2 protein-coding genes are annotated in these 8,682 nt (G+C 63.3%); both read left to right on the top strand.

Translation table 11 applies throughout. From position 1 onward, the window contains the following. A partial coding sequence (locus HY836_RS18730; protein ID WP_290679474.1) for a heme utilization protein occupies nt 1-3,186 on the top strand: 3,186 nt, incomplete at its 5' end. Nucleotides 3,187-3,489: 303 nt separating this feature from the next. Beyond that, nucleotides 3,490-8,682, top strand: a 5,193-nt coding sequence (locus HY836_RS18725; RefSeq protein ID WP_290679471.1) for a heme utilization protein, incomplete at its 3' end; no start/stop codon positions are given.

The raw sequence follows: 8,682 nt of genomic DNA, 5'->3' as shown, positions 1-8,682 counted from the left end.
GCCCTGAACACGTCTCAGGCTGCCGCGATCGAGACCACCGACATCAGTGCTCTGAACTCGACCAACGTCCGCGCCCTGACCACGGCTGCGGTTGCCGCCCTGGGCACCGACCAGATCGCTGCGCTGACCACGGCCCAGACCAGCGTGCTGACCACGGCTCAGACCGACGCCCTGACCACCGCCCAGATCGCCGCGCTGGAAAGCACCGACCTGGCCGCCTTCAACTCGGCTCAAGTGGCTGTGTTCAACAGCGCTCAGTTGGGTGCGATTGAAACCACCGACATCAGTGCGCTCAATACCAACGCTGTCCGGGCGCTGGCCACGGATGCCCTGGCCGGCTTGACCACCGATCAGGTTGTGGCCCTGAACTCTGCCCAGATCGGCGCCCTGACCACCGCTCAGTCCGCCGCCCTGAACACAGCCCAGGCCGCCGCGATCCAGGCATCCGACATCAGCGCGCTCAACACCGCGGCTGTTCGCACCCTGACGACCGCTGCGGTAGCCGCCCTGGGTACGGACCAGATTGAAGCCCTGTCCACGGCACAAGTTGCCGCACTGAACAGCAACCAGGCTCAGGCCCTGACCTCGGCTCAAGTGGCTGCGCTGCAAAGCACCGACCTGGCTGCGATGAACTCGGCCCAGATCGCCGTGTTCAACACCTCGCAGGCTGCTGCGATCGAGACCACCGACATCAGTGCGCTGAACACGACCAACATCCGCTCCCTGACCACCGCTGCCATCAACGCCCTGGGTACCGATCAGATCGCGGCCCTGACCACAGCGCAGACAAGCGCGCTGACCACGGCACAGACAGACGCTCTGAACACCGCTCAGGTCGCCGCCCTGGAGAGCACGGACCTGGCCGCCTTCAACTCGGCCCAAGTCACCGTGTTCAACAGTGCCCAGGTTGCCGCCATCGAAACCGGTGACATCAGCGCGCTGACCACCAACGCGGTTCGCGCCCTGACCACCGACGGTATCAGCGGACTGACCACAGACCAGATCGTGGCCCTGAACTCTGCGCAGATCGGCTCGCTGAGCACCGCTCAGACAGCCGTTCTGAACACCGCGCAGGCCGCCGCAATCGAAACACGTGACATCAGCGCCCTGAGTACCGCTGCGGTCGCCAACCTGACCACGGCCGCAGCCGCAGCCCTGGGCACCGATCAGATCGCCGCGCTGACCACCGCACAAGTGGCTGGCATGACGAGCAACCAGTTCGCCGCGCTCAACACCAATCAGATGGCCGCCCTGGAAAGCACCGACATCGCCGTGCTGACCGTGGCCCAGGTTGGTGCGATGAACACCGCCCAGGCCGCTGCGATTGAAACCACCGACATCAGTGCCCTGACCACCGCCGGTGTCCGTGTGCTGACCACGGCTGCGATCGCCGCGCTGACCACGGATCAGATCACCGCCATGACATCCACCGAGCTCGCGGCGATGACCACGGCCCAGTCGTCCGTGCTGACCACAGCCCAGGTGGTGGCGCTGCAAAGCACCGACCTGGCCGCGTTCAACACAGCGCAGATCAACACCTTCAACACGGCGCAGATCGCCGCGATTGAAACCTCCGACATCAGTGCGCTGAACACAGCCAACGTTCGTGCCCTGACCACCGCCGCGGTCAATGTGCTGACCACCGATCAGATCTCTGCGATGACATCGACGCAGTTCGCTGCACTGAACACCGCGCAGATCCAGGCGATGAACACGGCACAGATTGCCGTGCTCGAAACCAACGACGTGGTGGCCCTCAACACAGCTCAGGTCTTCGCCTTCAACACCACCCAGATCTCGGCCATCACGACCACAGATCTGGTGGCCTTCAACACCGCCTCAATCAGGTCGATCAACACCGCCGCGATCGAAGCGATGACAACGGCGCAGATCGAGGCACTGCATACCGACCAGGTCGCAGCCTTGAGTACAGCCCAACTCCAGGCACTGACCACCGCCGAGTTTGCCGCGATGACGACCTCACACATCGTTGCGCTGAGCACGGCCCAGATCGTGGCACTGGAGACCACAGCGATCGCAGTGATGTCCTCAAACGCAATCGTCGCGATGGAAACCACCGACCTGCGTGCACTGACAACCGCCCAGTTCACCGAGTTGTCCACCACCGCGGTTGCCGCCCTGACAACGGCTGACATCGTGGCGATGAGCACCGCTCAACTGCGCGCGCTGGACACGGCACAACTGGCGGTCCTGAGCACCGACGATATCGCGGCCTTCACCACCGCACACATCCAGGCGCTGGACACCAACCAGATTCAGGCCTTCACCACCAACCAGATCCAGGCCTTCGAGACCACCGATCTGGCCGCCCTCAGCATGGCCCAAGGTGCAGCCCTGACCACCACACAGTTCGACGCACTGACCACCACGCAGATCAACGCCATGGCCGGCATCTCGCCTATCGCGCTGGATCTGAATGGTGACGGTGTGCAAACCGTGTCTGCCAGCCATGGCACCACCTTCGACCTCAACGCCACGGGCAGCAACACCGCCCACGGCTGGGTCAGCTCAGGAGATGGTCTGCTGGTACGTGACATCAACGGCGACGGCACGATCAACGACGGCACAGAACTGTTCGGCTCCGCTACCCAGGTCGATGGCCACAAGGCAGGCCACGGCTACAACGCCATGCTCGCCCTGGACAGCAACCACGACGGCAAGCTGACGGTCGCCGACCTCCACTTCAGCGAGCTGAAGGTCTGGGTTGACGGCAACACCAACGGCGTATCCGAAGGTGGCGAACTCAAGGACCTCTCCGGCCTGGGCATCATCGAACTGGATCTCAACGCCCGCGTCAGCACAGAGATGAACAATGGCAACCTGCTGGGCCTCATCTCTGGCTACAAGACAACGGATGGCAAGACCCACGAGATGGCCGACGTCTGGTTCGCCAAGGATCAGACATCGACAAGTACCGAGGCAACGACTGCCACCGACGCAGCAGGCGCGACAACCACCGTGACCATCGAGCAACACAGCACGACCGCCACACTGAGTGTCAGCGCCGGCGACCTTCTGGCACACCCAGGTGAGAACCTCCTTGGCGGTGTCACCAGCACGGAGGTCACGGCGACTGTCGCGGTGGTCCACACCGAGATCACGCTGGTCCAGGTCGACCACACCCAACTGGTGGACGATCCGAACAAGAACAACCCGCTGATCTAAGCCAACGATCCCGCCCCCAGGCCCAGCCTGGGAGACGCCCCGCAGCCACTCCAAAGCTGCGGGGCGTTTTCACATCTGATGGCAGGCCCGAAAGAAGGGCAAAACAGCACGCTTATTCCAGCTCTCTGAACGACCAGAGCTTCAGTAGTCTCGGCTGGATGCCGATATACCACCCTAATGGCACGTGAAGTCAACGCGCCCAACTCGCTCCCATCGTCTCTCGACGCGTGGGCATTGGTGTTGGCGCCTTCTATTCACCGGAAGCCTGGGGTGGAGATTGCATCGGCTCTGAAGGACTAGACCATGGCTTCACTCATTCCGAAGTACACGACCGCGCAGATCGCCGCGTTGACGACGCAGGCGATCGCGACGCTCAGTACCGAGGATTGGGCAAACTTCAGCACGGAACAGATTGCCGTACTGACCACGGTTCAGATTCCAGCCATCCAGACCAGCGGGATTCGGTTCCTGACCACGGCAGCCTTTGGTGCACTGGATACCAGTCAGATTACCGCACTGACATCCAACCAGGCTGCAGCACTGACCAGCAGGCATGCCGAGGTGCTCACCAGCGCTCAGTTTCTGGCCCTTGAAACCAATGACATCCGAGTTCTGAACAGCACGGTCATCCGCACCTTGAGCACCGCCGTTGCAGCCGCCATGGGCAGCGACGACATTCAAGTCCTGAACACGAGCCAGGCCACTGCACTGAGCACCGCCCAGGTTGCGGCCATGCAGACCGGCGCGATCGCCGCGCTGAGCACGGTCAATCTGCGTGTCATGTCAACGGCTCAGATCGCCGCGCTCAACTCCGCAGATGCCGGGGCCTTGAGTTCCAGCCAGGCCGCCGCACTGACCACAGCGCAAATCCGTGTGCTGGACACAGCGAATGTCGCCGCCCTGGGCACAGATCAGGTTGCAGCCTTGTCGTCAGCGCAAGCAGCCGTGTTGAAAACGGATCAGCTTGTGGCCATGACCAGCGCCCAGATTTCGGTGCTCAACAGCACCCATGCTGCCGCACTGAATTCAGCCCAGGTCAGCGTACTGGACACTGCCCAGGCCGCCGCCCTGAACACAGCCAGCCTGGCCGCCATCAACACCAGCGGTACCCGCGCACTGAACACGGCCGCGCTCAGCGCGCTGAGCACCGATCAGGTCGCGCACCTGACCTCGGCGCAAGTCGGCGCCTTGAACTCCGCCCAGGCCAGCGCACTGAACACCGCACAAGCCGCCGCAGTCGAAACCAGTGACCTGAGCGCCATGAGCACAGCCGCCGTGCGTGCACTGAGCACCGCCGCTGTCGCCGCGCTGAGTACCCAACAGATTCTGGCAATGACCACTGCCCAGACCGCTATGCTCAGCAGCGATCAGGTCATGGCCTTGAACTCCGCACAGATTGCCGCGCTGGAAAGCACCGACGTCGCCAACTTGAAGTCGACGCAGGTGGCCGTGCTGGGCACCGCACAGGCCTCGGCGCTCGAGACGGGCGACATCAGCGCCTTGAGCACCCTCAATGTCCGCGCGCTGACAACCGCAGCCATCAATGCACTCGGAACGGATCAGATCGCGGCACTGACGACCGCTCAAACCGCGGTGCTGATGACAGCCCAGACCAGCGCGCTTCAAACCGCTCAAATTGCCGCCCTGGAAAGCCGGGACTTTGCTGTGCTGACCTCAGCGCAAGTGGCGGTTTTCAACAGCGATCAGGCTGCAGCCATCGAAACCGGTGACATCGGAGCCTTGAGCACCAGTGCCGTACGCGCGCTCACGGTTGACGCGGTGACGGGTTTGAGTTCCGACCAGATCGCGCACTTGAATTCCGCCCAGATCGGCGCCCTGACATCGGCCCAGTCACTCACGCTGAACACCAGCCAGACCGCCGCCATTGAAACAACCGACATCAGCGCCTTGAGCACGGCGGCCATCCGGGCCCTGACAACGGCTGCCGTCGCCGCGCTGGACACCCAGCAGATCCTGGCGCTGACCACCGCACAGACCAACGTGCTCACGAGCTGGCAGGTTCAGGCCTTGACCTCCGCCCAGATCGCCGCGCTGGAAAGCACCGATATTGCCAACCTGCGATCAACACAGGTTGCAGTGCTGGACACCTCGCAAGCCGCTGCCATCGAGACGAGAGACATCAGCGCGCTGAGCACGCTCAACGTGCGCGCCTTGACCACCGCCGCCATCATTGCCCTGAGCACCGACCAGATCGCGGCACTGACCACCGCTCAGACTGCCGTTCTGACAAGTTCCCAGACCGGTGCACTGCAAACCGCCCAGATCGCAGCGCTCGAAAGCCGGGACTTCGCCACGTTCTCATCGGCACAGGTCGCCGTATTCAACAGCGCCCAGGCTGCAGCCATTGAAACGGGTGACATCAGCGCGCTCAGCACCAACGCCATCCGCGCCATCAATGTAGATGCACTGACGGGCCTGAGCACCGATCAGATAGCCAAACTGACATCCATACAGATTAGCGCACTGAGTTCGGCACAGGCGCTCACGCTCAGCTCGGCGCAAGCTGCCGCGATCGAAACCAGCGACATCAGGGCCTTGACCACGGCCGCTGTACGCGCTCTGAGCACTGCCGCTATCGCCGCGCTGGACACCCAGCAAGTCCTGGCACTGACAACGGCGCAGACGACCATCCTGACCAGTTGGCAGGTTCAAGCCATGAGCTCGGACCAGATCGCTGCACTGGACAGCGCCGACATTGCCAACCTGAAATCGACCCAGGTGGCAGCGCTCAGCACCGCTCAGGCTGCGGCCATCGAAACGGGTGACATCGGCGCGCTGAGCACGGTCAACCTCCGAGCCCTGACCATCGATGCCGCTGGTGCGCTGACTACAGATCAGATAGCGCACCTCCTGTCCAGCCAGATTGGCGCCCTGACATCGGGCCAGACTGCCGCCTTCAGCACGGCGCAAGCGGCTGCCATCGAGACCCGTGACATCAGCGCCATGAGCACCCATGCCGTGCGAACGCTGAGCACGGCGGCTGTCTCCGCGCTGGACACCAGCCAGATCCAGACCCTCAGCACCGTGCAAACCTCGGCCCTCACGAGCACACAGATTCAGGCGCTGACATCGGATCAGATTGCCGCACTGGAAAGCACCGACCTGGCGGCGATGAAGTCCACGCAAGTGGCCGTACTCAACACCACGCAAGCTCAGGCCATCGAAACACGGGACATCCAGCCCCTGACCTCGGTCAACCTCCGAGCGCTAACCACAGATGCCATCAGTGCCCTGAGCACATCGCAGATCCTGGCACTGACTACCGCCCAGACCAGCACGCTGAAGACCCTTCAGATGAGCGCCCTCACCACGGCGCAAATCGCGGCATTGGAGAGCACGGACATGGCTGTCCTGTCGTCAGCTCAGGTGGCCAGACTGGATAGCGCCCAGGCGGGGGCAATCGAGACCAGCGACATCGGTGCGCTGAGCACCCTGGCCACCAGGGCGTTGACGACAGATGCAATCACAGGCTTGAGCACCAGCCAGATCGCGCGACTGACTTCTGCGCAGATCGGTGCCCTCAGCTCCATGCAATCGGCCGTACTGAATACAGCCCAGGCCGTCGCGATCGAGACATCGGACATCGGCGCCATGAGCACCGCAGCCGTGCGCACGCTCAGCACGGACGCCGTGGCTGCCCTGGATACCAACCAGATGCTGGCGCTCAACACATCACAGACCAGCACGCTCACAAGCGCGCAGGTTCAAGCCTTGACCTCCGCTCAGATCGCGGCACTGGATAGCGCCGATCTCGTCACACTGAAATCCACCCAGGTGGCTGTGCTGGACACCTCACAGGCGGCAGCAATCGAGACCCGAGACATCGGCGCACTGAACACCATCAACGTGCGCGCGTTCACCACGGCAGCCATCAATGCCCTGTCCACCGACCAGATCAGGGCGCTCAACACGGCGCAGGCCAGTGCGCTGACCACCGCGCAAACCAGTGCACTCCAGGCGGCACAGGTGGCTGCACTGGAGAGCGCCGACCTGGCGTCTTTCTCGTCGGCCCAATTGGCCGTGTTCAACAGCGCGCAGGCCGCGGCCATTGAAACCACTGACATCCGGGCACTGCGCACGTCGGCGATCCGGGCACTCACCACCGACGCTTTGGCCGGCCTGAGCACTGACCAGATCGCCCATTTGACCTCCGCACAGGTTGGCGCATTCAGCACCGCCCAGAGCGCCGCCTTCAACACGGCTCAATCCGCCGCGCTGGAGACCAACAGCATCGGTGCCATGAGCACGACCGCTGTTCGCAACCTCAGCACGGCCAGCGTGGCGGCACTGAGCACGGCCCAAATTCAAGCGCTCAACACAGCTCAGACATCGACGCTGACCTCGACGCAGGCTCAGGCCCTGACATCGGCTCAAATGGCGGCACTCGAAAGCACGGACATGGCCGTGCTGAACACCGCCCAGGTGGCTGTGCTGGACACGGCCCAGGCAGCGGCCATCGAGACGGCCGATATTCGGGCGCTGAGTACAGTGAACATCCGCGTGCTGAGCACTGCGGCGATCAATGTCCTGAGCACCGACCAGATTGCGGCACTGACGACGGCCCAAACCTCCGCGCTGACCACCGCCCAGACCGCTGTGCTCACCACGGCTCAGATCGCCGCGCTGGAAAGCACCGATACGGCCGTGATGAGTTCCGCCCAGGTGGCGGTTTTCAACAGTGCCCAGCTGGGTGCCATCGAGACCGGCGACATCGGTGCGCTCAGTACCAACGCGGTTCGAGCCTTCCATATTGACTCGATCTCGGGGCTGAGCACGGCCCAGATTGCGCAGTTGAATTCTTATCAGGTGAGCGCCCTCACCTCTTCCCAAGCTGCACAGTTCAACACCGCCCAGGCGCTGGCCATCGAAACGCGCGACATCAGTGCCATGACCACAGCGGCCTTGCGCACGCTGACCACAGCCGCCATCGCTGCACTGGATACCAACCAGATCCTGGCGTTGAACACCGCCCAAGCCGCCGCGCTCACCAGCGCCCAGGTTGAAGGCATGACGCCGGCCCAGATCGCCGCGTTGCAAAGCACGGACTTTGCCGTGCTGAACACCGCCCAGGTATCAGTCCTGAACACCGCGCAAGCCGCTGCCATCGAAACCGCTGACATCAGCGCGCTGACCAGCACCAATATCCGCGTCCTGAGTACGGCCGCCATCGCCGCCCTGAGCACCGATCAGATCCAGGCCCTGACCACCGCACAAACGGCCGCCTTGCTCACCACCCAGGCCGATGTGCTGACCGTCGCCCAGATCGCCGCTTTGCAAAGCACCGATCTGGCCAACCTGAACTCGGCACAAGTCGCCGTGCTCGACAGCGCCCAAGTCGCCGCCATTGAAACGGCCGACATCAGCGCACTGACCACCACGGCCTTCAAGGCGGTGAACACCGAGGCCGTCTCCGGCCTGAGCACCGACCAAGTCGCCGCGCTGACGTCCAACCACGTTGCCGTGCTGACCTCGGCG

Source organism: Aquabacterium sp., from assembly GCF_016234775.1.
Classification (GTDB): domain Bacteria; phylum Pseudomonadota; class Gammaproteobacteria; order Burkholderiales; family Burkholderiaceae_C; genus Aquabacterium.
The sequence above is the reverse complement of the archived record's forward strand: the minus strand, read 5'-3'. Positions and strand labels throughout refer to the sequence as shown.